This is a genomic window from Proteus terrae subsp. cibarius (assembly GCF_011045835.1).
GTDB classification, from domain to species: Bacteria; Pseudomonadota; Gammaproteobacteria; order Enterobacterales; family Enterobacteriaceae; genus Proteus; species Proteus cibarius.
This window is the reverse complement of record NZ_CP047349.1, coordinates 1,897,553-1,924,065: the sequence shown is the minus strand read 5'-3', so window position 1 is coordinate 1,924,065 and position 26,513 is coordinate 1,897,553. Positions and strand designations below refer to the sequence as shown.

Sequence of the window (26,513 nt, the reverse complement as noted above, 5' to 3'; positions counted from 1 at the left end):
TTAGGTAAAGTTAACTAGATGTATTTTTGATACAACTTAATGCTACCTTGAATTAGCTTTTCCTTATAAAAAGTGGGGGATCTGCAAAGAAGTGTGAAATATTGAAACATTCTATTACCTCTTTAGTGGTATTGATGTACATCAATGAGGGTTTACCACTATATCCTATCATTTTTACTGATGAAAGTTGTTATGTGAGAATGATAAGCTAATGAAAAAAATAGAAAAAAGCGAAAAAAACAAAGGGGTGATGTCACTAAGTCGTCGCCACTTTGTTCAAACGAGTGCTGCATTAGTTACGGTGCCATTTTTCGCACGAAATGCACAAGCTAATGTAGATGAAAGTTTACCTATTGCAAAAATGGACGGAAATCCAGCTACCGTTGTAGCAACATGTAGTACTTTTGACTGTGGTGGTAAGTGCGATATTCGCGCCCATATAAAAGAAGGGATTGTCACTCGGATCACAACAAGACCTGATAATGAACTAGATGAATCAATGCCTATTATGAGAGCGTGCGTGCGTGGCAGAGGTTATCGTAAATTTTCTTATCATGCAGACAGACTAAAATACCCAATGAAACGCGTGGGTAAACGTGGTGAAGGTAAATTTGAACGCATTTCATGGGATGAAGCCACAACGCTTATTGCAGAAAATATTACACGTTTAACCGAAAAATATGGTGCAGCAAGCCGTTTCTTAACCGTCAATACCGCTGTCACAGGGGGGATCTTCTCTGGTGATACCATGATGAAGAAACTCTTCAATTTAACAGGTGGATACTTACCTTATTATCACTCTGTTAGTTTAGGGAATACGGTCAAAGTGACCCCTTATACTTACGGTATATCCAAAACAGGCAGTTCACTCGATACACTTGAAGATACACCACTAGTGATTTTATGGGGTCATAACCCTAATGAAACTATTTTTGGTCATACAAACCATTATTTTCAAAAAATGAAAAATAAGGGGACCAAGTTTATTGTGGTTGATCCTCGTTATTCAGATACGGCTCAATCTCTTGCTGACCAATGGATCCCTCTTTTACCAACAACAGATAATGCCTTAATGGATGCAATGATGTATGTCATTGTCACGGAAAACCTTCATGACAAACCTTTTATTGATAAATATGTCGTTGGTTTTGATGAAGAACATATGCCAGAAGGTGTTCCTGCTAATGAGTCCTTAGTGGCTTATTTAACAGGTCAAAAAGATGGAATAGAAAAAACACCTGAATGGGCAGAGAAAATCACTCGAGTACCCGCAAATACCATTCGTCAACTGGCACGCGAATATGCCATGACAAAACCAGCAGCCTTAATTCAAGGTTGGGGGCCTCAACGCCATATTTGTGGTGAGCGTAGTGCTCGTGGTTCAACATTACTTGCTGCAATTACTGGAAATGTAGGTAAAAAAGGGGCATGGGCGGCAGGTTACGGCGGTATTGGTAATCGTCAATCTATGCGTGGCCCGAATGTTGGGAAGAACCCAATTAAAGCGCAAATTTCCATTATGAATTGGATGCAAGCGGTTGATGATGCAAGCCAAGTACGTGTTGAAGATGGTCTTTTAGGTGTTGATAAACTCGATACCAATATTAAAATGATATTTTCTTTAGCAGGTAACTATTTAGTAAACCAAAACCCAGATGTAAATGCAGCAGCTAAATTATTAGCTGATGATTCAAAAGTTGAATTTATTGTTGCTAGTGACTTATATCTCTCTCCATCTGCAAAATATGCCGATCTAGTTTTACCTGAAACCAGTTTTCTAGAACGTTGGAACATTGGTAATACTTGGGGAACGGGTAACTATTTTCTTCTATCTGAAAAAGTGGTTGAGCCGGCTTTTGAGCGTCGTTCTGATTATGAGTGGATAACAGACGTAGCAGAAAAAATGGGAGTAAAAGAGGCGTTTACTGAAGGTCGAAGTGAAAAAGAGTGGATAGCGCATCTTGTTGATACCAATAAAGAGCGTTTCAAAGATAGACCTGACTTCCCTAATTTTGAAGAGCTAGTAAAAACACGTCGTTATCTTTTCAAAGATGAACCTTTTGTTGCCTTTGAAGAAAATATCAATGACTTTGCGAATAACCCATTCCCAACGCCATCAGGAAAAATTGAGATTTTTTCTAAGCGCCTTTATGACATGAATAATCCAGATATTCCGGCTTTATCTCATTATGTACCTGCTATTGAAGGCCCTGAAGATAAGTTAACAGCAAAATATCCCTTGCAAATGCTAACTTGGAAAGGAAAAAATCGTGCAAACTCAACACAATATGCAAATCCTTGGTTACAAGAAGCACAACGTCAAGAAGCATGGATAAATCCAATTGATGCTGAAAATAGAGGTATCAAAAATGGCGATATGGTGCGTATCTATAACGACAGAGGAATAACTCAAATCCCAGCATTGGTTACACAACGTATTATTCCTGGCGTGGTTGGATTGCAAGCTGGTGCATGGTGGACACCTGATGAAAATGGTGTTGATCATGGTGGATGTCCTAATGTTTTAACATCAACACGAATGACACCATTAGCCCATGGTAACTCGCATTTAACCGTTTTAGTTGAGGTAGCCAAAGCATGAGTGACTTTAAAGAATATGCATCGGTGAGTGATGAACAGCTCGGTTTCTTTATTGATTCCTCTCGTTGCTCTGGTTGCAAAGCTTGCCAAGTAGCATGCAAAGACAAAAATAACTTGGAAGTAGGACGCCGTTTTCGCCGTATTTATGAAGTAAAAGGCGGTGGCTTTGCACCAACAGGACAAGGCGGCCTGGTTAATAATGTTTTTGCTTATACATTAACCATATCTTGTAATCATTGCGATTCACCTGTCTGTGTGAAAAATTGCCCAACTACCGCAATGCATAAGCGTGAAGGTGATGGCATTGTTCGTGTGGATACCTCTAAATGTGTTGGTTGTGGATATTGTGCTTGGTCATGTCCTTACGGCGCACCACAAATGAATGAAGAAACTGGACAAATGTCAAAATGCGATTTTTGTATCGATTTATTAGCCGAAGGCAAAAATCCAATTTGTGTTGATACCTGTCCGTTAAATGCAATTAAGTTTGGCAAAATTAAAGATCTAAGAGCGAAGTATGGGCATTTAAACCAAGTTCAAGGATTACCCGATTTTACGATGACCAATCCGAATTTAGTTATCAAACCTCATACCGGAGCGACGAAAAAGGGAGGAGTTAAAGCATGAGTGAATGGCCATTAGTTACCTTTACTTTGTTCGTCCAAAGTTCTGTGGGTGTGACAATCTTTACCGCACTTTATTTTTGCTGGTTAGAAAAAGAAATTGGTAATCAAAGAGCAACTGTTGCTATGCGTCCTGTATTATTAACAGCCACTATTTTAGGTTGCTTAGGATTATTAGCTTCAACTTTACACATGGGATATCCATGGAATGCTTTTCATGCGTTACGCCATATCTCTTCATCATGGCTAAGTCGTGAAATCATATTTGCTGCAGTTTATCTTGGTGCCTTATGTCTTTATACCTTAGTTATTTTGATAAAAGGGCATATGAATAGAACCATACTGGCAATTATTGGTTTACTTGGCATCATCGATATATTCTGTATGGCATCATTGTATTACAACACCTCAATGCTGACATGGATGCATGCAAATACCTATTTTATGTTTATAGGTGCATTATTTGCAGCAGGTGCGGTTATTGCACTATCAATAACCGCATTTCGTGTTAAAGCATTTGTGAATGATGAATTAGCAAAAAAGGTTGTAATAAGTGCATTAGTCGTTGTTTTCCTTGCGGTAACAATACGTATGGCTGTACAGCCGTTCTATTTGGAATGGATGACAGCAGTCATTTCAACAAATGATGCAATAACGTTCCCTCATACGCCTATCATTGCGTATAATGAAACATTCGGATTAAGAATATCTGCATGGCTTATGTCAGTTCTTGGTATTTTAATGATGGGATACAGCGTATGGAAATATCGCAATGCTGTATTTACTTCAGGATTGCGTATGATATTAGCGAGTAGCGCAATAATACTAATTGCAGAAATTCTTAATCGTTTTGCATTCTTTATTGTTAAGTAGTGGAGTAGTGATGTATGAGGCGTTTTATTAAGGTGGATCTTCCTCCTGAACCAATTATTAATGATAAATGTGTTAGAAAACGCCTCAAACAAAGCCTATGTGATAGTTGCTCCAAAGTTTGCCCTGTGGGTGCTATCACATTTGCTCACTTAGATGTAAAAATAGACAATGAACTCTGTTTTCAATGTGGTAATTGCCTATTTACTTGTCCCGTTGATGCGATAGAAAATATCGCACCTCATGAAAGAACATATCAAGATAATTACCTTGTTGTTAATCATGATGAACCGTTAGCAAGTACAGAAGAATTATTAGTGTGGCATCGCCAATATCAAATTAGAGGCATGAAGATAGCACAGCCTTTAGTGGATAAATGGCTTCCTGTTTTAGCAAACTTAAATCTTCAATTAAAAACGTTACAAGAGCCTATTTGGCAATTGGTTATCACAGAGCCTACTGATATTGATAGTGGGCGTCGCTTTATGCTTTTTCGTCAAAAGCTGGATGATAAGCCGCTCAATAAAAATCAAGTAAGAACAGGGTTAAATGCAAGAAAGCAACTTTATCCTGAAGACAGTTGGTTCCAAATTCAGCTAGATAAAGACAGTTGTATTCTTTGTTCTGCCTGCGCCAAAGTGTGTGATGAAGGTGCGATTGAACTTGAAAATAATATATTCAAACTTGATGAAAAGCGCTGTACAGGTTGTATGAGTTGTGAAGTGGTTTGTTTTCCTAAATCTATTCATATTAATGAACAAGTTGCTAAAAATAACGAGCCCACACACTATCATTATTATGATGCTCACTGTGAAAAATGCCGTTTAGCTTTTTTATCATGGACGCCAGAAGCAAAATTGTGCCCGATTTGCATACAACATCAGAAGCAAGGTTGGTTATAATCTCTCTCAAATACACTTAAGTTATTTAGTGCTTTATAAGCCAACACTCTAATTAAAATCAGAAATAGGGGGTTGATTTTGCTTATTTATCATTAAATTCCGAGTGAGCCTAAATAAAATGGGAGTATATGATGAAAACAACTGTTTTACCTGCGAATATGTTAGAAATTGCCATCACAGAGCCAGGTGATATAGATAAATTACAACCTCAATTATCACCGATACCCCCACTTCCTCCACATTATCTTTTGATCAAAGTTGGTGCTTCTGGTGTTAATCGCCCCGATATTTTTCAACGTCAAGGTAGTTATCCGCCACCAGCTGATGCTTCACCTATTCCAGGTCTTGAAGTTGCCGGAGAAGTTGTCGCATTAGGTGAAAACTGCACTAAATGGCAACTGGGAGATAGAGTTTGTGCCTTAGTTGCTGGTGGTGGTTATGCTCAATACTGTATTGCACATGAAGACATCGCGTTACCATCAATGAATTTAACGGATATTGAAGCAGCTGCATTGCCTGAGAATTTTTTTACCGTCTGGGCTAATTTATTCCAGTTAGGAAAACTAATACAAGGTGAATCTGTTCTTATTCATGGCGGAACCTCGGGAATCGGCTCCACAGCCATAATGCTGGCTCATACAATAGGAGCGACAGTTTATACAACTGTTGGCTCTGAAGAAAAAGCGGTCGTAGCACGTGATCTTGGCGCTGATTATGTTATTAACTACAAACAAGTTGATTTTGCTAAAGAAATTCCTATTTTAACTGAAGGAAAAGGCGTTGATGTCATCCTTGATATTATTGGCGGTGATTACGTAGAAAAGAATTATCAAGTTGCCAGCAAATTTGGGCGCGTTATACAAGTGGGCATGATGAAAGGAATGCCTAAAAATTTAAATATGATGCCAATGATGATTAAGCGTTTAATTCACACTGGTTCAACGATGCGATCTCGTTCAATAGAAGAGAAGGCACAAATAGCGCAAGAGCTAAAAAAACAAGTGTGGCCACTTATTGCTGAAGGGAAAATTAAGCCGATCATTAATGCTACTTTCCCATTAAAAGAAGTGGGAAAAGCACATCAATTAATGGAGTCTGGTGATCTAATTGGTAAAGTGATGCTTGAAATTTTACCTTATAACAAAAAAGAGTAAAAACAAGAGTAATTAAAACTTATTTGATATAAGAGTAAGAAATTATTTTCCTTCCTAAAAAGCGAATATTCCGAAAAACACATGTTCAATATTTCATGTGTTTTTTTATATATTGAAGAAAAAATGAATTACATTTAAATAAATAAATTCCTATTTCAGATAAGTAATTTAATATCCATTCTTTTTAATAGATATTAAACGATATAATTATTCATTTATTCCAATTAGGATAGGTTTAAGTGTTGACTTTAGCAAAAATAATATCACATCCACAGGAATATAACTTAAATCAAAATTGATAATAAATTAAAGAAACTAACAAATAAAGCTAAATCATTTATCCTCAAAGTGTGAGTTACTTAAATTAAATTAGAAAAATATTAACTAATATCAATAAAATAAAGAAGATTCTTACTCATCATGTAGTATATCATTTGAATAAAGGTTAATTATTAACGATCAATAAACATAATTCTCATTAAAACAGATAATAAAAATTTATATATAGGTGCGATGATGGCAAATTACAAACAAACCTGTCTGAGTGCTACAGAGCGTGTATACCATACCCGAACCGTTGATACCCTTATATGTTATCATCGAGAGATGGCAAAAATATTAATGAATAGTGAGTATTCTTTTTCTAAAGCAAATAAAGTGAAAAGAAATAATAGCGATAGTTTAGACGCTAAAATAAAAAGTAATACTATTGAAAAAAAAGCAGTAGATAATGCTTATGAAAGTATTTTAGAGACTTTAAAACAGCAAAATAGTTATAATCAATCTGATATTGAACCTTATTTTTCCCATCATCATTCACAAGTGATGCAATTGGCGAAATTCGGTTATCTTTCTGCATTAGCATACAATTCAGATAATGTTTTTAATAACAACTCCCCCTTACTAAAAGAACAAGAAAAGAAAATTACAGATGATCTCTGTAAATTAATCGGCTTCTCGTCAGAGGACGCATTTGGTCATATCACAACAAGTCATACTCTAGCTTGTTATGAAATATTATGGGCGCTCAGAAATTTAAAAACATTACCTATGGCAATTGCTCGTCATCCAAAATCACGAGATTTGGTTGCAGATAAAAAAGCATTTGAGTTATTCAATATGTCTGTCACAGATATTTTAGCAATAAGCGAACAACTCAATGAGCGCGGGATTTTTGATGATGTTAGTCATTTAACATGCCGAGGAACGGGCATGACAAAAACAATGCATTTAGGAAAACTACTTGTTCCTGTTTCTCGGTTTGAATTTTGGAAAAAAGCAATGGATATACTTGGGTTAGGGTATGATAATCTTATTGCATTGCCTATTGATGAAACGTTTAAAACTGATATTGAAAAAACACGCAGTATTGTTTTTCGATTGATTGAACAAGGTGAGCCAATTCTTGGCGTTATAGGAATATTAGGTGCACCGTCTTATGGTTGTGTTGATAAGTTAAAGCCTCTTTTTGAACTAAGAAAAGAGTGCGAAGAAAAATACAACAATTCATTTTATATCCATATTGATGCATCTCAATTTGGTTATATGAAAAGCTTATTTCTTGATGATAACTACGAGCTTATTCCTTATCAGATTCTGTGTAAAAAATTAAAAAAAGAAGCCCCATTACTTGAGTTGACACCCGAAATATATGAAAGTATCACACAACTTTCTCTCGCCGATTCAGTTTCTTTTGAACCGTTTCAAGCTGGATTTTCACCATATCCTACGGGTGTAGTATGTATTAAAGATGCACGTATTAGTCGTTTTTTAACAAACCCTCCTAGATTATGCCCAGAGCAAGCAGATGATGTTCCTAAGATTGATGGTATTCAATCCGCGCCAGCAGTAGCGTCGATGTGGAGTGTGCATCAACTCTATCCTTTTACTTCATCTGGATATGGAAAATATGCACAAATTCAATGGGAAACGCGCGTCAAACTTGAGCAGTTTTTTAATCAAGCAACGACTTTCGAAAAAGAAGGTGAGCATTATTATATTCGTGTTTTATCTGCATGTGACTTTAATAAACTAAATTTTGCGATTGTAAGAAAAGGAAATAAGGATTTAAAAACGCAAAATGACCTTAATAAAACAATCTATGAAAACTTGGTTATAAAAAGTCATCATAAACAAGATTTAAGTTTGTTAACGCTTTGTGCTCGCAATAGTGATGATGCACCAGCACAGTTTTGTTCTGAGTGCGATTTTGATAACAATGAGTGGGAAACTATCAAACACTTAAATTTGTTACAGTTGACTATAAAAAGTACCGAAACCTGTGATGAACAACAGATTGAGGCTGGATATCAATATATTAAGAAAGTGGTTTTATCAGCATTAGATAATAAGTAGCGATATCTCGTTTTTGTTATATTTCTTACAATTAAAATAATTTTTGTTAAAAAGCGAAGTAGTGGATTATTAATCATTATTTTCGCTTTTTTTTAATAGCAATAAGTGACAGTGTCACTTATCTTCTTCTAAAGATAGTTGGCTATTTGTGTGAATTTTAAGCTAAAAATACCTATTTTTTATTCTTTTCTATTAATTATCTTCTTTTATTTTCACTGATAGCACATAAAAGCAAACTAGAGAATGAGAATCATTCATAATTAAGTCAATATTTTTAAAAGTTTAATCATAAATAAATCATATTGTTAGTGAAAGAATCGATTTAGATGTGCATTTAGATATATCTAAAGCTTGATCATTTAGATATATCGGATTACATTGCACTACATGAATTCGATATATCTAAAACAATGAGGGAATATTTATGATGATTCGAGCATTAAACTCACTTTATCAACAGCGTGCTGAAAATGGTGGACATGGCCACGGAAAAGGGTGTTGTGGTGGTAAAGGTAAACATAGCCAACACCAAGAACATCATGGTGAACATTGTTGCCATGGTGAACATGGTCATGGACACGAAGTACGTGGTGAATGCTGTCATGAACATGAAGGGCGTGGCGAATGTCGTCATGGCGAACATGGACATAGACACGAAGGACACGGTGAATGTTGCCATGGAGAACACGGTTCTGAAGGGCGCGGAAAACAACGTGGTCGTGGATGTGGTAGCAGAGGAAAAGGTCAAGGTCGCCAATTAAAACGTATGTTTGATCATGGTGATTTACGAGTTCTGTTACTTAGCATGATCTCAAAAAAGCCAAGTCATGGTTATGAAATTATTAAAGAAATAGATGAGGCTTCTTCAGGATTATATGTACCTAGCCCGGGTGTTATTTATCCAACGCTAACATTACTTGAAGAGCAAGATCTATTACTTGCTACCATTGCTGAAAAAGGCCGTAAAAACTACAGCATTACACCTGAAGGCACTGCATTTTTAGCAGAACATCAGGAAATAGAGGCCAACATTCAAAGAAAACTGGCTTATGCGAGAGATTTATCTCAAAACGCAGGTGGTGTTTCTGAGGAAATTGAATCTGCTGTTGGTAAATTAAAAGCAGTTTTACGCCATAAATTAGTGTTAAAAGAGCTCTCTGTGGAAAGAGCAGGACGTATTGCTTCTATTCTTAATGAAGCAGTTGAGAAAATTGAAGCTATTAATGAGGCATTGATCTCAGAGGAAAGGGAAGATGAATAAAACAGATACTCAGCTACAAAATTCAAGAAGAAATAATGAAATAGACAAAGAAGATTTGGAAAATAATCCAGCAGTAAAAGAACAAATTTGCCCTAAAATGCCAGTTTCTTACTTTCGTAGAGCGTTACGTAAACCTGGCAGAATATGATAATGATGGACGGAGGTTATAATGACATGACCTCTGTCAGTTCTTCTTCTTCCACCATATCAGCTTACCTTTATACTAAGGTGTCTAAATAATAGAAGCTAATAACACCGCGTTATAAAATTACTCTCTTCAGATCTTAACTATCTTTTGCTTAGTTTAAACCTTACTTAATAAATCACTTTATTTTCTTTCTATATCCCCCATTTTGATGGTTATTTGTGTCTTTTTTCTTAGGTTATTGTACCAACCTCAAAAAAATCACAAATGATTGTGGAAATGTTCCATGTTAACGATTATTTTATTTAGGCTAGTAAGCCATTATAAAAATAGAAAACACAAACCAGAGATATGCTTCTAATAACAATAAATTAAATACCAAATCAGAATAATAAATGTTTGTAAGTACTTAAACGAGAATAAGTGCCTTAGTTCAAACATAGTCTTACTTATGATACTGGAAGTTAATCAGTAAAAATAATGGCAAGGCAATGAAGATATGGATTTATTTATTGTTAAGAATAGAAATAACGATGCGAATAACCGATTGATATTTATACGATATTATCGAACAAAAATAACAACACGCTCATTAGATAGAACAATCGATTAACCAAATTGATTGTTCTGTATTTGCCGTACCTGTTAAACCAACATTTGCTAACTTAGGAATATTCGAATGAAAGTAAAAGCATTATCTGTTGTGATAAGTTTAATACTCGCTACGCCATTATGCGCAAACGCACAAACCGATATAAGTGCAATTGAAGCAAGGTTAAATACCCTTGAACAACGTGCAACCGCTGCGGAAGCTAGAGCCATCGCAGCAGAACAAAAAGTGGCTCGCCTTGAGCAATTAATTAATTCCAACAGCTTATCTCAAGAAAAGAAAGTAATGAATCATGTTACAACCGTCAACATGGAGCAACGCATTGCTATATTAGAAAAGCAATCTGATGAGGCTCAAGCAAAAGTAAATAGTGCACAAACTCAACTTAATGAAATCCAACAAAAACAATCCTCTCAGTTAGCTAGTACGAAAAATAAAGAAGGTACGGGCTTTTTCTCTACTAATACAAATTGGGGTGATCTCAAATTGTACGGTGACGTGGAATATAATATCGATGCTGCTAGTAAGAAAGGGCAACTAACATCGATGAGAATGATGCCCGGCAATCAAAAAGATTTTGATGATAATGAAAAATGGTCACTTAATGGGCGTATTTTAATTGGTGTGGATGGTGAACGAGAATTAAAAAACGGTAATTATGCTGGTTTTCGTGCTCAGCCAATGGCTGACATGACGGGTAAAATGAATCTAGATGATGCTGTTTTCTACTTTGGCCAACGTGATAAATGGCAATATAAAATTGGTCGTTATGAAGCTTACGACATGTTCCCTCTAAACCAAGATACATTTGTTGAATACTCAGGTAATACAGCAAATGATTTATATGGTGATGGTTTTGGCTATATCTATATGATGAAAGAAGGACGAGGTCGTAGTAGTGATGGTGGTAGCATGATGGTTAATACACACTATAACGACTGGTATTTTGAGTTAAATGCTTTAGTTGAAGATGGAACTTCTGTTTTCAAAGATGGTGGGTATCACGGGCGTAAACTTGATAATCGTAAAAATGTTATTTATATGCGACCTGTTGTTGCATGGCAAAAAGATAACTTAACAATTGCAGGTGCGATAGACGCAAACGTAATAAGTAAAGCCTATGGCTATGATGATGAAAATGGAAAATTTCAAGATCAATCGCAACGTACAGGTTATGGCTTAACTGTAAAATGGGACACTTTAGCTGATGATCCTATTAACGGCATTGTTGCAAATTTAAGTGCTGCTTATCTTGATGCTAAAGGTGAAAATGATTTTTCTATTGGTAGTAATGTTTTATGGCGCAAATTTCAACTTGGTTATATCTATGCTCATAATGATATTAAAGTTTACTATCAAAAAAGCGGAAACAGCAGTGATCAAAATGACACCTATTTAACGCTCAATCCTGGCAAATACAATATCAATACGGTATTTACTTCTTATGAACTGCCAAATATTTTAGATATGGATAATTTTAAAACCTATTTAGGTGCTTATTATTCACGTATAGATGGTAAAGACGATATTAATGTACATAGTAGTGATAAAGATCGTTACGGTGCCCGTATCCGCTTTAAGTATCTATTTTAAATTTGTTTTTATACTCAAAGTTAACGATTAGCTTCATATATAAAGACTTCAAAACACAACGTACAGTTGGTTAGTTGAAGTCTTTTTTCTTATATAATGTATATAGTCATTAAATCTATTAACTAGATTGAACTCTTTACTTTCTGAACCTTGGTTATTTCTAGTTGTGAGACCTCTCGAATTTTTGAATTTTTCTTAATTAGGTAACTGATTTTACGAGTACTTTTGTTTTATTTCCTGCCATAATCGGTTTAACGTTTACAGACCTTAAATAGCGTATTAAGTACGGATGATATTTATCAGGAAATAATTCAATGTCTTTCTATATACAAAACAGTAATTCAAATAACGATAAAACCTATAAGAAAAGTAGAACAAAAATACCATTAATAGGTTTAGCCTTAATTCCTTCATTTGTATTTGCTAATGACCTTTCTCAATTGCCACAAAAAGAACGCGTAGCTTACTTCACTCAGGCTCAGCAAGCAGGGATCACAGGTGTTGCAATTAAAACCAAGCCAGTCCTAGCAAGGGCAGCCAAAGAAGGTGAGATTATCACCACAATAATTAAAGGTGAAGGAGTCGAAACCGTTTCAGAACCAGCAAAAGTAGGTGATTGGGTAGTACAAAATATTTGCCCAGAAACAGGTAATGAGGAGATCTTGGTAAGAAAAGCAAAATTTGCTCAGCGTTACAATCCCGCAGAGAAAAGTGAAATTAATCTAGCATCTTATCCTAGTGATTATCAGCCTTTTATCCCCCAAGGCATTGAGATGAATTACTTTATCGTTCCTGAATCTACACCTACATTTGCAATGAAGGCACCTTGGGGAGAATTACAACGCTTTCAATCGGGCGATGCGGTTGTGCAATCCATAACAGATAGCCACGATATTTATCGTATTCAAAAAGCAGCATTTGAGTGTACTTACACTATTCTAAAACCTGCCAAATTAGTGAAGTAATATTTAATTTATCTATGATGATAGATATTAATTTTATAATTCATTAGGTTATGATTTTTCTGTTACTGAGGATAAAGATATTAAACAGAGAGTAGGCTAATAGAAAGTAGGTACAATTTACTTGTTGTGCATTTGCTTTAATAGCTACATTTCGTTAACCTATCTCTATCAATTTCTTCAACTCATTAGGTAAAACCTATTGAACTGATAGCAGGAATGTATTAGCTATTCTCAAGTGGAATAGGTACATTAGACCCATACCAAACAGGAGGAAATACAATGTCTTTAATTAATACCCCAATCAAACCATTCAAAAACATGGCATTTAAAGACGGTCAATTCGTAGAAGTGACTGAAAAGGACGTCGAAGGCAAATGGAGCGTTTTCTTCTTTTACCCTGCAGACTTCACTTTCGTGTGCCCAACTGAATTAGGTGACTTAGCTGATCATTATGCTGAGTTCCAAAAAATGGGCGTAGAAATTTACTCTGTTTCTACTGACACACATTTTACCCATAAAGCATGGCACAGTAGCTCAGAAACTATCGGTAAAATCAAATATGGCATGATTGGCGACCCAACTGGCGCATTAACTCGTAACTTCGAAAATATGCGTGAGAATGAAGGCCTTGCTGACCGTGGTACTTTCGTTGTTGACCCACAAGGTATCATCCAAGCAATTGAAATCACAGCTGAAGGTATTGGCCGTGATGCATCAGACCTGCTGCGTAAAGTGAAAGCTGCTCAGTATGTAGCTAGCCACCCAGGCGAAGTTTGCCCAGCAAAATGGAAAGAAGGTGATGCAACTTTAGCTCCATCACTGGATTTAGTTGGCAAAATCTAAATAAGAATTAAGCCACTAAAAAGTTATTTATCGGGTGTCTCGGCACCCGATTTTATTGAGGGTGCAAAAATGTTAGATAATAATTTAAAAGCTCAATTGAAAGCTTATTTAGAACGATTAACCCAGCCAGTTGAGTTAGTAGCAACATTAGACGACAGCAAACATTCTGCTGATATCCAAGCGCTATTAAAAGAAATCGAACCATTATCCGATAAAGTCACTTATCGTGAAGATAATAACGCTAATGTACGTAAACCATCTTTTCTTATTACCAACCCAGGGAAAGAAACGGGTGTTCGCTTTGCGGGCTCGCCATTAGGTCATGAATTTACTTCATTGGTTTTAGCATTATTGCAAACCGGTGGTCATCCATCAAAAGAAGCACAAGAATTACTTGAACAAATTCGTCAGTTAGACGGTGAGTTTCATTTCGAAACCTATTATTCGCTCTCTTGTCATAACTGCCCAGATGTTGTTCAGGCATTAAACTTAATGGCGATTTTAAATCCGAAAATCACACATACTGCGATTGACGGAGGCATGTTCCAAAATGAAATTCAGGAACGTAATATCATGGGCGTTCCTGCTGTATTCTTAAATGGTAACGAGTTTGGTCAAGGTCGCATGACCTTAGCTGAAATCGTTAACAAAGTAGACAGCAATGCAGAAAAACGTACTGCAGAATTGTTAAATCAAAAAGATGCATTTGATGTGTTGATTGTGGGTAGTGGCCCTGCTGGTGCATCAGCTGCTGTTTATTCTGCTCGTAAAGGTTTAAATACAGGTCTTATTGGTGAACGTTTTGGTGGCCAAGTTCTTGATACTGTTGATATTGAAAACTATATTTCAGTACCGAAAACCGAAGGTGCAAAACTTGCTGGTGCATTAAAAGCCCATGTTGATGATTACCAAGTGGATGTGATTGATAGCCAAACTGTTAGTCGTTTAATTCCAGGGGCGTCAGAAGGGGAATTACACCAAATTGAAACGGCATCAGGTGCAATTTTAAAAACTCGTAGCTTAATTATTGCGACAGGTGCCCGCTGGAGAAATATGAATGTTCCCGGTGAAAATGAGTACCGTACTCGTGGTGTAACTTATTGCCCACACTGTGACGGCCCACTGTTTAAAGGAAAAAGAGTTGCTGTTATTGGTGGTGGTAACTCAGGTGTTGAAGCTGCAATTGACTTAGCTGGCTTAGTTGAACACGTAACAGTATTAGAATTTGCTCCAGAAATGAGAGCAGATGCGGTATTACAGAAAAAATTACGTAGCTTAGGCAATGTAGAAGTTATCTTAAATGCGCAAACCACAGAAGTGTATGGCGATGGCACTAAGTTAACTGGCCTAAAATACAAAGATCGTACTAATGATTCTATGCACGATATTGCATTAGCAGGTATTTTCGTTCAAATCGGTTTATTACCTAATACACAGTGGTTAGAAGGTACTGTTGAGCGTAATAAGATGGGTGAAATTGTTGTTGATGCCCGTGGCGAAACTAATATCAAAGGTGTATTTGCTGCCGGTGACTGTACAACAGTTCCTTATAAGCAAATCATTATCGCCGCAGGTGAAGGTGCTAAAGCCTCATTAAGCGCCTTTGATTACTTAATTCGCACGAGTGCAAAATAAGTAAATCAAAAATAATCAATAAGTTATAGAGAAAGGCATCTTTTTTAAGATGCCTTTTTTTGTACATAAGTTATTAGCTAATTAGATACTGATATAACTAAACAAAGTAATATTCGATTCACCAATGAAGAAATTAAATGGATCAAAAAACAAGTTAGATAATTATTGGTTTTCAAGTGAGTTGCTTTAATAATAATCCGCTCTTTTATTCAATAGATAAGAGAGCGGTTTTTTTATTTAAAAATCAATATAATCAACCTGAAAATCTATCACATAACTCTTGGAGTTTATTAACCATTCTAGCTATATGAAAACCATCACATGTCGCATGATGAACTTGGATAGATATCGGTAATAAAAATTTGTCATTTTGTTGAGTATATTTTCCCATAGTAAAAATAGGGGGAAAATAATCTTTTATATTAGCGACATTTAAATTAAACCCATCAAAACTTACCCATGGGATCATCGAAATACAGAAGTGATTTTCAGGAAAATTAGCTTTTGCGGATAGACTTAGATTATCTTTATATTTTTGATAATCTTGATTATATCCTTCTAGAAAAGGACACCAATCCTCAAAGTATTCACTCCATAACTCTGAAAAAGTCTCAGTTTCTGGATGAAAAATAGTGTATGCGGGATTGATATAATCCCAAATAACTAAATCGTTATCCTTGATCGCCATTCTAGACTCAGGGTAGCTATTAACCGTTTTCGCAATCAAATAAATCATTACAGGATAAAACTTAAGATTATTTTTAGCTAATACTGTCTTTAAAGCAGTAATATCAATTTTAGTTGTTAAGCTAAAACTACACTGTAGGTCATGTCGATAATGTAAGAAATGTTCTTTTCTATTCCATTGTTCTAATTTGATTTTTTGATAATTCATTTTTAAAGCCCTTCTTGTTAAGTAATAAAATTGTTTTTAACGAAGAAGGGCAAAACGGGTTGTCTGAATAGGTAGCATAATCGCTCCTTATATATTTAATGTTTTAGTTAGATAAAAAAAGCAAAATAATAAGAGCGAATTGTTACACTAAATATCAAAAATTAAAGGTATTTTTGTGCTTTTATCAGATTACGATATTATTATTTTGGAGATAAATATTAATTGTATTATGATAAAAAAGATAGAGATACACTTTAAAAATGAAGGGATTTATTATGCAAGCTAAACTTGCTTATCAATGGAAACAACAAAGACGTGGAAGACTCTCTTTTTTAGGCCTAGAAATTGCTTGGACAATTTTCTTCGCTATTGCAGAGAACTTAGCAGATCGATGGTTTATATTACTTTATCCCGAAAAAATAGAGTTGGTTACTGAAAATTATTTTTACTACCAATTCTCTTTCACATCTTATGGCCTAATGGAATTAGTGTTTTTAATAATACAAGTTTACATATTTACGCTTATTTTATCTCAACGTGTGAGAGATATTGGTATAAAATATCCTGTCATTATTTCACTTATTTTTACAGCTAGTCCAATAGTATTAATGCCATATTTTTTATTTAATGCACCAACTATGATGATGGTATTTTCTTTTGTTTTATTACTTGGGGGGCTTGTTGCATTATTAGCACCATCTGCTTATAAAGTTGATATTAACAAAGTCTCAAAAGAGAAAGATAACAACAGTAAAATGGATAGTTAAAAAGTCAGTAAAATAAAAAAAGAAAAGCATCATTTAGATGCTTTTCCTGATCTAGCGGTAATACTTTTCAAGTTATTAGGACATAATCTCAATTATGCCTTTTTGTCCATCAACTCTGACTTTTTGACCATTTCGTAAAATATTCAATACATTACGTATGCCCATTACAGCAGGTAATCCTAACTCTCGGGCTGTAACCGCACCATGGGACAGAGGCCCACCACTTTCTGTAATAATACCAGATGCACGATAAAAGAGAGCCGTCCATGCAGGGTTAGTTGTTCTTGCTACTAAAATGGCATTTTGTGGAAATTCAGCAAAATTCTCTGGGCCATAAACAAGATAAACTTCACCTTCAATAACACCTGCACTACCAGCTAGTCCCTTTAATTGATGTTCATTTGTATTTAATTCATTACAACTATCCTCACCATAGATCCATTGTGGTGTGACTGATTTTGCTTTTAGATATCCTGCCTTGTTTTGGTATATATGATGACGTAACTTATTCCATTCAGTAGGATTATCTGCAAGAATTGCATCAGCTAAAGGGTGTTCATTAGCAAAATAAATATCCATTGGGCAATCTAAAACACTACGGATAACCAATCGCTCTCCTAAAGCTTTTAATCCGCGACGCATAGGTAGGGCTAATCGAGTTGTTTGATAATGCTCTAAGTCATCAAGTGCAGTATAAACACGAGCTAATCGAATAATCTCTTGTAAGAAAAAGCGTAGCTCTTCAGGTGCATCAGAGATAATTGAAAATTCTGTTTCTGACTGCAGGATCTTTTTGCCTAATGGATCATCTGTTTGTTTATCATCTGTTAAATCTGCCATTGCTTTAATTTGAGTTAATACAATATGTGGGGCATCTAACCAAGTAGGATGATATGCATCAAAATCTAATTCTCTATGACCATGATTAGCTAAGAATAAGGTAAATTGCTGGTAAAAATGAGGATCACATACCTCAATTTCTTGCATAATACTTTCAGGAACAATGGATGTTATAAGTTTGATAAGTTGGGAGTGCTGTCGAACATAACGAGAAAGAGCCCAAAGTTCCGCATTCACTTGTCCAGTTTTAGTTTCAGACATAGCAATTAAATTATCGAATGCTGTATGTGCATATTTTTCTTCTTTAAAGAAGAGTTTTAGCAATGCCATCAATGCAGAATAGAGTGAGCGCTGAGTTAAGGATATGGCAATGTTAGGTAAAAAGTAATCAGCACCTAGTTTATTAATTCTTTGCACATAATCCCATAGTTGAGGCAAACTTTTATCCTGCAATGGCTCATTCATCAATGCGCCAATAGAGATTAAATATTTATCTAAATCACGCATCCAAGTGATAGGTAATTCCTGTACCCAACTGAATTTTTGTGCAATTTCAGGCAAAGATTTTAACAGGGTAGGTAAATCATTCATCATCGATGTAGGGAGACGATTACTATACAAGGAAACTGCATTTTGGTTGCCGTAAATATAATAATCTTGCATCCCGAACCATTTACCATTAAATGAAGGAAGCCCCATAAGATTAAGGCTAAAGTTTAATGATGAATGAAAACCCGCTTCACACATATCCCATGTTAATGGTGTGATAGGATTAGGAAATCTTTCTGCTGATTCTTCTCTTGTCCAAATTGGGGCAATTTGTGTCACATTACGTGATTGCAAAAGCCATAATCTTCCATCATGAAATGCCCATTCTATATCTTGAGGGAAATCAAAATATTTTTCTGCTGAGATAGCAAGTTCCGCCACTTGTTTACACTGGTTTGCTGTCAGGGAGGACATGGATTGTTGAGCAGATTTAAGTGGTAATATTTTAGTACCATTATCAACCATAACAATGGCATTTATTTTTTGAGCAATCGTTTCTTGTTTTAATGTGAAACTCTCTCTATCAATAAGAAATTCATCAACAGGATCTTCACCAGCAACAACAGTTTCACCTAATCCAAATGCAGCATTAATTAATACAGTAGAAAGAGAGCCTTGAACGGGATCAACAGAAAAAGCCACACCCGCAGCTTCATTTTCTTGGACGTTAATCATTCTTTGTAGCACAACTGCCATTGATGCTTGAGTATGGGGTAAATTTAAATGTTGGCGATAGAGCATAACGTGAGTGTGCCATAAAGATGCATAACATTGGCGAATTGCATCCAGTAAATTAGGCAAAGTTTTAACACCTAATACCGTATCGTGTTGCCCTGCAAAGGCGGCTCCAGGCATATCTTCTAATGTTCCGGAAGATCTTACGGCTAAAGCGGTATTATTTAATTGGAGTTCATTTAGTCTTGAACTTAAAGAATGAACTAAGCTCTCTGGCATGGATGCTTGTAAAATTAAATGACGAATATTTTTACTAACAACTTCAATTTCTTGCTTTTTTTCTGATAATAAACGATTAATTTCAGGTAGTAAGGGGGTGATAAATAACTGGTAAGCTTGACAAGAGAGGATTAAACCATCCGGAACAGGCAGTGATTGAATTGTTTTTGCTAAACTCGCGCCTTTACCCCCACTAATAGATACTTCAGAAGCAATAGGCTCGTTAATTTTATAAATGAGTTCCATATTCGACCTTATTATTTTTACAAGTGATGTAAAGCACCAATGATGCAAGCAAAGCACCGACAATAACATCAATGCCGTAGTGATAATGTAAATAGACAGTTGCTAAAATAAGTCCTATTAAGATAGGAGATAAGCAATACGCTGTTTTTCGATAACTTGAAAAATAGAAAAAGCCAACAATATAAAGAGTGATCCCTGTATGCAATGAAGGAAAAACATCCATTCCTGTAATTCCTTTATCAACAAGATCAGTCAGAAATAATGTCATGGCACCAGAGTAAACTGGATAGTTAAAATCAGAAGGAAAAGCAGAGTAAGGGCCGGCTGCGGGGATAGAGAAGTAACCAATAAAGCCGAAAAAATACATTAGCATTAAGCCGAAAAAATAGTTTTTAGTCAGTATATTATTTCGGCTAAAAAAGAAGAAAAGGGCACTGCCAATAATCAAGAAGTAGAAACTAAAATAGCAAAAAGAAAGAAATTCACTTAGCCAGCCTGACTGTAAATAAATTGTCCATTCTGGCAAGCTTTTTCCAAGCCATAGGAATTTATCTAATTTATATAAAATATCATCAAAACTCCATTGATATAAACCATAGCGGATCGACTTAAACAGAGGAAAAATAGTCCAACAAGCAATCAGTTGTAATAAACCAAACCAATAGAATCGAGAATAAGAGGTTGTTTGTTGTGTTTTGTATCCAACAAAAACGAGTATCACCCATAAAAAGAAGCCTAAAAATATGGGGAACAACATTTCTGTCGCATTCGTTAACCAACTTCCATAAGCCCCCAATGCCCAAATAATAAACAGTTGTAGAGAAAATAAATGGTTAAAAAGCATCCTGGCTTTCATGGTTAACATATTTGAGCGCCTTTCTTCCTTATTAAGATAAAACCGAATAGTGTACTGGCTAAACTTATACCAATAAATACAGGAAAAAAGAATAGGAGTACGACTAAGATGGGAGCCCAAATGGCAGTCGCAATAGCGCCACCTAATATTTTAAAAAAGCTGATAGTATTCCGAGCATCAGCAAAATGAGACGCAATAAATGACGATAATAATATTGGAAATAAAATATACATGAATAAAAATGAAACATAACGCCAAATTAATATAGAAAATTGAGAATTTCTTTCTATATTTTGATTATCATTATTTGATCTATACAGATTGTTTTGATAGTCAATAAAGGATTCAGCATAAGAATGACCGTCCTTATTTTTATTAAAAGCATAGGCTGATGCTTTCTCAAAAATATCAATATTTAGACAATTAACAGAAATTCTATTTAGTGCTGTAGAAACTTCCGTATGAATATTTTGTTCCCATTCTCTGGTTGACAAAATATCTTTTTGTGAGTTTATAAAAATATTTTCGCCAATATAAACTTCAACTTTTGAACTGAATTTATCAGGGGCTATATAAAACAAGCCCATAGGGATAATATCAAAAACTACTCCCTCACTGATTAATGTTCTAATCATTCTCGCAGCCCCTCGTTGATAAGGTAATGGCTGGAAACCCCACTCACTACTGCCTTCTGGAAATAAGAGTAAATCACCACCTGCTTTTATATGTGCAATTGCAGCCTCAGAAGGACTTGAAAATATATTTGCATTTACACCTAAACGTTGTCTATCCTTTTTCCTAACTACGGGAATGCCCGTAAAAAAAGTTCTCATTAAAGGACTGTTTAATAATTGAATTGATGCTAAAGCCTGAGCTTGAGGAAATGCCTTTAATGCAATATAACCATCAAAAGCACTGTTCCGATGACTACATAGAATTAACTTTGGATGTGTATTTTCAGCTTGATATCTATTATGGTAAATAAGTGAAATTTTGGAAAAGTAGATTTCTCTAATTGCACTTGAGATGCATTGATAATAAAAAGGGAGCGGAGAACCTGCAACAAACGAGGAGGTTTTTTTTATTGGAGAAGGTAATATTGAATTAGGCATAAGATTTCCTTACATTATTCCTTCTGCAAAAACATATCACGCTCTTAAAAAAAGTAACACTAAAAAATCAAAATTTAAAATGCATTGTTAGAATAAATTATTTTACTAATTTGAGGCTCTTAATTCTAATGAATAAAATGGAAATGAGAATGATTCAGCTTAGGCTTGCAGAGCCACAAGAAGCAAAAAGATTGTGGTATTTACGAAATCAAGCATTACGATTTGGTTGTGAAAATGTTTACCCATCAGAGATTTTAGCCGCATGGACTCCTGATGAAATGCCAGAAGGTTATCGGCAGGCTATTATCGATAATCCATTTTATGTGATTGATTATCAAGAATACAATATACCTGTTGCTTCGGGTTTTTTAGATGTTAAAACGGGTTTTGCTGAAGCCATTTTTACATTACCTGAATACATGGGAAAAGGATTTGCAGGATTAATTTTAAAGCAACTAAAGCATGAGGCAATTAAAAGAGGACAATCCAAATTATTTTTAGATGCAACACCTAATGCAGTATTATTTTATTTAAAACAGGGTTTTAAAGCATTAGAAGAGCGTGATTATTATTCTGATTTAGCGAAAGCAAGCTTACATTGTTACCGCATGTACATTGATTTAGATTAGCTACTTGTATTTAGATAATCTTAAAAGGATTATTTTTATAATGAACTAATAATAAAAAAGCTATTCTTAAAATGCGGTATAAATTTATTTTTATCATTTTTTGAATTAGCTTTTATATTAATAACATAAAATAGCAATCCTCATGATGTTGCGATATTGTAAAGGATTACAATATCTTTAGGATAAATATTATGCAAAATGTGTTATTAACGTTATGGCCGTTATTTGCGTTAATTGCGCTAGGTGCAATTTTAAGAAGAAATAAAACGTTTGAACCAGCATTTTGGGTGGGGGCTGAAAAACTTAACTATTTTTTACTTTTTCCTGCCTTATTGATAAATAGCTTGGCAAATGCACCTTTATTGGATCCTCAATTACCCCACCTTGCTGGGGCTATTTTTTCTGTCGTTTTAATTGTCACTATATCGTGCGTTATCTTGAAAAAAATAACAGGGTGGTCTGCTGGTCGCTTTGGTGCAATTGTTCAAGGCAATATTCGATTTAACACTTATTTAGGTTTAGCAATTGTTGCTGATTTATTTGGGGTTGAAGGTTTGGGAATAGCTGCTTTGATTTTAGCAACACTAGTTCCCCTATCAAATGTGACCTCAGTACTTTGTTTAACAGCAGGGCAAAATGTGACTTTGCGTCAGCTGGTATTGCCTATCATAAAAAACCCTTTAATTATCTCTTGTGTTATTGGCATCATAATAAATTTGTCAGGGATTGGGCTTCCTTTTGGTAGTGATCAATTCTTGAAATTGTTAGCTGCAACGAGTTTACCTTTAGGCCTTATTTGTATTGGTGCAGCATTGCATCTATCAACACTAAAAGCAGAAAGCAAAATGATTGGTATTAACACTGTTACCCGTTTGCTTATAGTACCGATAATCGCGTATAGCGTTGCTTATTTTCTAGGTCTATCTTCATTAGTTATGATGCTTTTAGTTATTTTCTTCTCTATTCCAACAGCACCAACTTCTTACATTTTAACTCGTCAATTAGGGGGGGACTCTGAGTTAATGGCGGGAATTATTACATCTCAGACAATGTTTGCTGCAATTACATTGCCTATCGTATTAAGTTTTCTATCAGGATAATTTTTTCGAGACATCAATGTAAGTAAAATATCCTTTATCTTTAAGCAACTATAATTTTGTGGTGTTTTTTTATATAAAAAAATAATACTTTTTATTATCTTTATTTTTCATTTGGTTAAAATGGGAAAATAAAAATGATTATTTCAAATGCAAATATCAGTTGTAAAAAAGCAACTAAATTATCGGATAATTCGCCATCTAAATTAATGAGTATTTGGGAAAAAATAAAAGATTGGTTTGGGCTAAGCCAGCAAGAAAAAGTATTAACCTTAATTAAAAACATCCACTTTAAAAAAGATGCAACAACTTTAGAGAAAAATAGAGATTTCTTTGATCTAAAAAAAATTGCAGGAGATCACTATAAAAACAATTTAAGGTATAAAGTGGAGAATGATGAAATATCTTATATTATTGATTTTGGTGATGATTCCATTGAATCTAGAAGTAGTATTATACCATTTATTGAAGCTATAAAAAATGAACTTAATCTTGATTTAAAAAATTATAGTAATGAAGATCTAACTGCATTTATTAATAATTATTATAAATTATCTACATTAAGTAATAAAGAAATAAATTATGAAGAAAAAACTATTGCGTTTATAGCGGTTCTTATAGAATGCATTAATGCTAATAAAAAACCTCTTAGTAAACAAGGTTTTTCTCTTAATACTTTTGATGAAAAAAAATTATTTAATGATAAATATGAATATTTAAAAGAAAATAGTAAAAAGTTTTTCGGAAAAATTAATACCAAGAAATTAATCGATAATATATATGATTCTGCAAATCAACATAAGTACAAAAATCTTAGAGAACAGGTAGAAAAAGATATTCCAAGATATGATTTAAAATTCAATGATGAAAATATATCTGACATTAGTGTATTAGAGGAAAAATTAAAACCATTAAATAATAAAGATACTATGATTATTTTTGAATTGCTTAATCAAGGTATTTTTCCAATGATAAAAGATTCTTTTGAAGAATATGATCCTATTGCTTCAATGTATTCCCCCTTTACAGGAAGGACATCTGTTAATATAAAAAATAAAGGTAACTTATACACTATAATTGTTAACAATGAAAAGATAATTACAGAGTCTGATATTAATAAAGTGAGTCAGTTATCAGATTCTATTTTAAATGACTTTGATTACAATTCTATAAATTTATATATGAAAAATTTTATCGACTCCCCTGTATCAAAGGAAAAGTTAGATGCTTCATTAGCTCGGTATAAAAGTGAAATGAAGAAGATATTTATAGACAACGTAGACAACATAGACAACATTGGCGATAAATTTAATTACAAAGGAAGTAGATTTGCTTTGCTGGAAGAAAATATGAATATTAAATTTGAATTTAATCCTGACTTAATGAAAAAACTATCCATTTCAACTAATGAAAGTAAAGTTGAATACAGTTTATTAAAATCTTGATTTGGGATAAAGGGGGCTTCTTGCTATTATGGTTATAAATCAATAATAAGTAAGAGGCTCTTTTTATGTCACAACCTCATCACCTTGAAATCCAAGCAGTTATTACCAAACTAAAAGAACAATATCAAAATGCTGTTGATGCATTACGTAATGCAATTGTTGATTACGCACAAGATGGAAAATTACCCGATGTAAAACAAAGAGCTGAAGGATTATTTGCTTATCCTCAATTAACGGTATATTGGTCTGGTGAAACGAAAACGGAAGATAAAACAAGAGCTTATGGGCGTTTATCTCGCTCAGGAACTTATTCTACCACTATTACTAATCCCGCTTTATTTGAAAATTATTTATCAGAACAATTGCAACTTATTGCTGATGCCTACTATACAACTTTTGAAGTCAGCGCCTCAAAACAAGAAATTCCTTATCCTTTTGTCATTGATGGAACAGGCATTGGCTTTGATAGAAAAATGAGTGCTTCTTTAGCTAAATATTTCCCGACAACTGACTTATCTAAAATTGGTGACGAAATTACTGATGGATTAATTTGTGATAGGGATATTTTACCACTTTCTCATTTTGATGCTTTGCGTACAGATTTTTCATTGGCTCGTTTAAAACATTACACCGGTACATTACCTGAAGATGTTCAACCTTATATTTTATTCACTAACTATAACCGCTATGTTGATGAATTTGTTCGTTGGGCTTGTGAACAAGTTACAGACAAAAATAGTCCATATTGTGCGCTTTCTTGTGCTGGCTTTCAGCAAATTACGGCTGAAACTGTTGATCCTGAAAAGTTAATATCCGATTTAACTTGGAAAAAATATCAAATGCCAGCCTACCATTTAATTGCAAAAGAAGGTCCAGGAATAACATTAGTTAATATTGGTGTAGGGCCTTCAAATGCAAAAACAATTTGCGATCATTTAGCTGTTTTACGCCCTCATGTTTGGTTAATGATTGGCCATTGTGGTGGTTTACGTGAAAGCCAACAACTTGGCGATTATGTATTAGCGCATGCATATTTACGTGATGATCATATTTTAGATGACGTATTACCACCTGATATTCCAATTCCTAATATTGCTGAAGTGCAGCGCGCGCTTTACGATGCAACAAAAATAATTAGTGGAAAACCGGGGCATGAAATAAAACAAAGATTAAGAACAGGAACTGTTGTGACAACAGACGATCGTAACTGGGAATTACGCTTTTCTGTCTCAGCTAGACGATTTAACCTAAGTCGCGCCGTTGCTGTTGATATGGAAAGTGCAACAATCGCAGCACAAGGTTATCGTTTTCGAGTTCCTTATGGTACGTTATTATGTGTATCTGATAAACCTTTACATGGTGAAATTAAATTACCCGGTCAGGCTAATCATTTTTATGAAGGTGCAGTATCAGAGCATTTACAAATTGGTATTGAATCTATCGAGTTACTTAAAAAGGAAGAGGGTAGCTTGCATTCTCGTAAATTGAGAACTTTTAATGAACCGCCTTTCAGATAAATTTTAAGTAATAATAAGTCCCAAATTATAATTAATTCAATAATTTGGG

General features: G+C 34.6%; 21 protein-coding genes. 17 read left to right on the top strand and 4 right to left on the bottom strand.

All coding sequences use genetic code 11. From position 1 onward, the window contains the following. Positions 1 to 211: 211 nt before the first annotated feature. The 12 genes from GTH25_RS08990 (at position 212) to ahpF (ending at position 15,557) form a co-directional block, all read left to right on the top strand. Positions 212 to 2,602 (top strand): DMSO/selenate family reductase complex A subunit, encoded by a 2,391-nt coding sequence (locus tag GTH25_RS08990; protein ID WP_164530507.1) that lies wholly within the window; start codon positions 212 to 214, stop codon positions 2,600 to 2,602. Next, positions 2,599 to 3,228: a DMSO/selenate family reductase complex B subunit gene (locus GTH25_RS08985; protein ID WP_075673640.1), complete on the top strand. Its 630-nt coding sequence runs from the start codon at positions 2,599 to 2,601 to the stop codon at positions 3,226 to 3,228. The genes GTH25_RS08990 and GTH25_RS08985 overlap by 4 nt, the downstream gene beginning before the upstream one ends. Continuing rightward, positions 3,225 to 4,097 (top strand): dimethyl sulfoxide reductase anchor subunit family protein, encoded by an 873-nt coding sequence (locus tag GTH25_RS08980; RefSeq protein ID WP_159242044.1) that lies wholly within the window; start codon positions 3,225 to 3,227, stop codon positions 4,095 to 4,097. The genes GTH25_RS08985 and GTH25_RS08980 overlap by 4 nt, the downstream gene beginning before the upstream one ends. A gap of 14 nt (positions 4,098 to 4,111) precedes the next feature. After that, the gene (locus GTH25_RS08975) at positions 4,112 to 4,996 is read left to right on the top strand and encodes a 4Fe-4S binding protein (RefSeq protein ID WP_075673638.1); all 885 of its coding nucleotides are present in this window, start codon (positions 4,112 to 4,114) and stop codon (positions 4,994 to 4,996) included. Between the two features lie 128 nt (positions 4,997 to 5,124). Further along, complete coding sequence (locus GTH25_RS08970) at positions 5,125 to 6,150, top strand: NAD(P)H-quinone oxidoreductase (RefSeq protein ID WP_099660377.1); 1,026 nt, start codon at positions 5,125 to 5,127, stop codon at positions 6,148 to 6,150. Between the two features lie 516 nt (positions 6,151 to 6,666). Beyond that, a complete protein-coding gene (locus GTH25_RS08965) occupies positions 6,667 to 8,505 on the top strand; it encodes a tyrosine decarboxylase (RefSeq protein ID WP_075673636.1) in 1,839 nt (612 codons plus the stop codon). A gap of 424 nt (positions 8,506 to 8,929) precedes the next feature. Further along, entirely contained in the window at positions 8,930 to 9,766 is an 837-nt protein-coding gene (locus GTH25_RS08960) for a PadR family transcriptional regulator (RefSeq protein ID WP_099660379.1), read from the top strand. Then, complete coding sequence (locus tag GTH25_RS08955) at positions 9,759 to 9,914, top strand: hypothetical protein (RefSeq protein ID WP_164530186.1); 156 nt, start codon at positions 9,759 to 9,761, stop codon at positions 9,912 to 9,914. The genes GTH25_RS08960 and GTH25_RS08955 overlap by 8 nt, the downstream gene beginning before the upstream one ends. A gap of 676 nt (positions 9,915 to 10,590) precedes the next feature. Further along, complete coding sequence (locus GTH25_RS08950) at positions 10,591 to 12,114, top strand: carbohydrate porin (protein ID WP_156733446.1); 1,524 nt, start codon at positions 10,591 to 10,593, stop codon at positions 12,112 to 12,114. A gap of 314 nt (positions 12,115 to 12,428) precedes the next feature. Next, the gene (locus tag GTH25_RS08945) at positions 12,429 to 13,079 is read left to right on the top strand and encodes a hypothetical protein (RefSeq protein ID WP_226891900.1); all 651 of its coding nucleotides are present in this window, start codon (positions 12,429 to 12,431) and stop codon (positions 13,077 to 13,079) included. Between the two features lie 279 nt (positions 13,080 to 13,358). Further along, positions 13,359 to 13,922, top strand: coding sequence for an alkyl hydroperoxide reductase subunit C (gene ahpC, locus GTH25_RS08940; protein WP_006536680.1), 564 nt, complete (start codon positions 13,359 to 13,361; stop codon positions 13,920 to 13,922). Positions 13,923 to 13,991: 69 nt separating this feature from the next. Further along, positions 13,992 to 15,557, top strand: a complete 1,566-nt coding sequence (gene ahpF / locus GTH25_RS08935) for an alkyl hydroperoxide reductase subunit F (RefSeq protein ID WP_075673632.1) — start codon at positions 13,992 to 13,994, stop codon at positions 15,555 to 15,557. A gap of 253 nt (positions 15,558 to 15,810) precedes the next feature. Here ahpF and catA read toward each other — a convergent pair whose 3' ends face one another. Next, positions 15,811 to 16,452, bottom strand: coding sequence for a type A chloramphenicol O-acetyltransferase (gene catA / locus GTH25_RS08930; RefSeq protein WP_099660381.1), 642 nt, complete (start codon positions 16,450 to 16,452; stop codon positions 15,811 to 15,813). Between the two features lie 275 nt (positions 16,453 to 16,727). Here catA and GTH25_RS08925 point away from each other — a divergent pair, with 275 nt between their 5' ends. Beyond that, complete coding sequence (locus GTH25_RS08925) at positions 16,728 to 17,219, top strand: hypothetical protein (protein ID WP_075673630.1); 492 nt, start codon at positions 16,728 to 16,730, stop codon at positions 17,217 to 17,219. A gap of 75 nt (positions 17,220 to 17,294) precedes the next feature. On the opposite strand, the gene GTH25_RS08920 is transcribed toward GTH25_RS08925, so the two are convergent. The 3 genes from GTH25_RS08920 to GTH25_RS08910 are packed head-to-tail and all read right to left on the bottom strand — an operon-like array spanning position 17,295 to position 21,776. Next, complete coding sequence (locus GTH25_RS08920) at positions 17,295 to 19,808, bottom strand: PEP/pyruvate-binding domain-containing protein (protein ID WP_164530506.1); 2,514 nt, start codon at positions 19,806 to 19,808, stop codon at positions 17,295 to 17,297. After that, positions 19,792 to 20,673, bottom strand: a complete 882-nt coding sequence (locus GTH25_RS08915) for a phosphatase PAP2 family protein (RefSeq protein WP_109420003.1) — start codon at positions 20,671 to 20,673, stop codon at positions 19,792 to 19,794. Before GTH25_RS08915 ends, GTH25_RS08920 begins: the two co-directional genes overlap by 17 nt. After that, positions 20,667 to 21,776, bottom strand: a complete 1,110-nt coding sequence (locus GTH25_RS08910) for a 1-acyl-sn-glycerol-3-phosphate acyltransferase (RefSeq protein ID WP_164530505.1) — start codon at positions 21,774 to 21,776, stop codon at positions 20,667 to 20,669. Before GTH25_RS08910 ends, GTH25_RS08915 begins: the two co-directional genes overlap by 7 nt. 143 nt (positions 21,777 to 21,919) lie before the next feature. On the opposite strand from GTH25_RS08910, the gene GTH25_RS08905 reads away from it, so the two are divergent. The 4 genes from GTH25_RS08905 (at position 21,920) to GTH25_RS08890 (ending at position 26,464) form a co-directional block, all read left to right on the top strand. Beyond that, on the top strand, positions 21,920 to 22,405 hold the full coding sequence (locus GTH25_RS08905) for a GNAT family N-acetyltransferase (protein ID WP_099660457.1): 486 nt from the start codon (positions 21,920 to 21,922) through the stop codon (positions 22,403 to 22,405). Positions 22,406 to 22,596: 191 nt separating this feature from the next. Continuing rightward, a complete protein-coding gene (locus GTH25_RS08900; RefSeq protein WP_075673626.1) occupies positions 22,597 to 23,505 on the top strand; it encodes an AEC family transporter in 909 nt (302 codons plus the stop codon). Positions 23,506 to 23,639: 134 nt separating this feature from the next. Beyond that, entirely contained in the window at positions 23,640 to 24,947 is a 1,308-nt protein-coding gene (locus GTH25_RS08895) for a hypothetical protein (protein ID WP_164530504.1), read from the top strand. A gap of 65 nt (positions 24,948 to 25,012) precedes the next feature. Continuing rightward, the gene (locus GTH25_RS08890) at positions 25,013 to 26,464 is read left to right on the top strand and encodes an AMP nucleosidase (protein ID WP_164530503.1); all 1,452 of its coding nucleotides are present in this window, start codon (positions 25,013 to 25,015) and stop codon (positions 26,462 to 26,464) included. The last annotated feature ends 49 nt before the right edge of the window (positions 26,465 to 26,513 follow it).

What these genes read in the sequence shown, in the direction of transcription:
- GTH25_RS08990 (WP_164530507.1), top strand. Translation starts at nt 212, where the DNA reads ATGAAAAAAATAGAAAAAAGCGAAAAAAACAAAGGGGTGATGTCACTA.
- GTH25_RS08985 (WP_075673640.1), top strand. Translation starts at nt 2,599, where the DNA reads ATGAGTGACTTTAAAGAATATGCATCGGTGAGTGATGAACAGCTCGGT.
- GTH25_RS08980 (WP_159242044.1), top strand. Translation starts at nt 3,225, where the DNA reads ATGAGTGAATGGCCATTAGTTACCTTTACTTTGTTCGTCCAAAGTTCT.
- GTH25_RS08975 (WP_075673638.1), top strand. Translation starts at nt 4,112, where the DNA reads ATGAGGCGTTTTATTAAGGTGGATCTTCCTCCTGAACCAATTATTAAT.
- GTH25_RS08970 (WP_099660377.1), top strand. Translation starts at nt 5,125, where the DNA reads ATGATGAAAACAACTGTTTTACCTGCGAATATGTTAGAAATTGCCATC.
- GTH25_RS08965 (WP_075673636.1), top strand. Translation starts at nt 6,667, where the DNA reads ATGGCAAATTACAAACAAACCTGTCTGAGTGCTACAGAGCGTGTATAC.
- GTH25_RS08960 (WP_099660379.1), top strand. Translation starts at nt 8,930, where the DNA reads ATGATGATTCGAGCATTAAACTCACTTTATCAACAGCGTGCTGAAAAT.
- GTH25_RS08955 (WP_164530186.1), top strand. Translation starts at nt 9,759, where the DNA reads ATGAATAAAACAGATACTCAGCTACAAAATTCAAGAAGAAATAATGAA.
- GTH25_RS08950 (WP_156733446.1), top strand. Translation starts at nt 10,591, where the DNA reads ATGAAAGTAAAAGCATTATCTGTTGTGATAAGTTTAATACTCGCTACG.
- GTH25_RS08945 (WP_226891900.1), top strand. Translation starts at nt 12,429, where the DNA reads ATGTCTTTCTATATACAAAACAGTAATTCAAATAACGATAAAACCTAT.
- ahpC (WP_006536680.1), top strand. Translation starts at nt 13,359, where the DNA reads ATGTCTTTAATTAATACCCCAATCAAACCATTCAAAAACATGGCATTT.
- ahpF (WP_075673632.1), top strand. Translation starts at nt 13,992, where the DNA reads ATGTTAGATAATAATTTAAAAGCTCAATTGAAAGCTTATTTAGAACGA.
- catA (WP_099660381.1), bottom strand. Translation starts at nt 16,452, where the DNA reads ATGAATTATCAAAAAATCAAATTAGAACAATGGAATAGAAAAGAACAT.
- GTH25_RS08925 (WP_075673630.1), top strand. Translation starts at nt 16,728, where the DNA reads ATGCAAGCTAAACTTGCTTATCAATGGAAACAACAAAGACGTGGAAGA.
- GTH25_RS08920 (WP_164530506.1), bottom strand. Translation starts at nt 19,808, where the DNA reads ATGGAACTCATTTATAAAATTAACGAGCCTATTGCTTCTGAAGTATCT.
- GTH25_RS08915 (WP_109420003.1), bottom strand. Translation starts at nt 20,673, where the DNA reads ATGTTAACCATGAAAGCCAGGATGCTTTTTAACCATTTATTTTCTCTA.
- GTH25_RS08910 (WP_164530505.1), bottom strand. Translation starts at nt 21,776, where the DNA reads ATGCCTAATTCAATATTACCTTCTCCAATAAAAAAAACCTCCTCGTTT.
- GTH25_RS08905 (WP_099660457.1), top strand. Translation starts at nt 21,920, where the DNA reads ATGAGAATGATTCAGCTTAGGCTTGCAGAGCCACAAGAAGCAAAAAGA.
- GTH25_RS08900 (WP_075673626.1), top strand. Translation starts at nt 22,597, where the DNA reads ATGCAAAATGTGTTATTAACGTTATGGCCGTTATTTGCGTTAATTGCG.
- GTH25_RS08895 (WP_164530504.1), top strand. Translation starts at nt 23,640, where the DNA reads ATGATTATTTCAAATGCAAATATCAGTTGTAAAAAAGCAACTAAATTA.
- GTH25_RS08890 (WP_164530503.1), top strand. Translation starts at nt 25,013, where the DNA reads ATGTCACAACCTCATCACCTTGAAATCCAAGCAGTTATTACCAAACTA.